Raw genomic sequence first — 523 nt, 5'->3', positions numbered from 1 at the left:
CCCTGATGGACGATCTCGACACCATCACCCTGTTCGCGCTCGCCGTCGGCTCCTGGCTCGGTCTTGCCTTCATGCTCTACGAACGGGCGCGCTCATGAAGCCCCAGAAACAACTCCTCCGCCACAACCCGCCCGCCGCCTATGGCGACTGCTTCCGCACGGCGATTGCGATCGTGCTGGATCTGGACGCGGCCAACGTGCCGCATTTCATGGAGGGCGGCGCATCGGGCGATGAAGGCGCCGACAAGGCCGAAGCCTGGCTGAATGCGCGGGGCCTCACCGCCATCAACATCGTCTGCGATGGCGGCCGGCCCCTGCATGGCGTGCTGGATTCCATCGCGGGCACCAATCTGCGACAGAAGCCGGCATTCCTTGTGACCGGCACCAGCCGCAACGGCTGCGCCCATACGGTCGTCGCCTGCAATGGCGACATCGTCTGCGACCCCTCGATCGATGACAGCGGCATCATCGGCCCCTGCGATGACGGGTTCTACTGGCTGACCTTCTTTGGCAGCCTGCAGGCG

The 523-nt window shown here is 65.4% G+C and carries 1 protein-coding gene; it reads left to right on the top strand.

Annotated features, from left to right (window positions below):
* Positions 1-94: 94 nt before the first annotated feature.
* Positions 95-523: hypothetical protein (locus tag AACY08_RS28655; RefSeq protein ID WP_339472466.1), on the top strand; the 429-nt coding region annotated here is incomplete at its 3' end.

Source organism: Pseudomonas sp. EL_65y_Pfl1_R83, assembly GCF_963970695.1.
In the GTDB taxonomy this organism is placed as follows: Bacteria; Pseudomonadota; Gammaproteobacteria; order Pseudomonadales; family Pseudomonadaceae; genus Aquipseudomonas; species Aquipseudomonas tritici.
The sequence above is the reverse complement of the archived record's forward strand: the minus strand, read 5'-3'. Positions and strand labels throughout refer to the sequence as shown.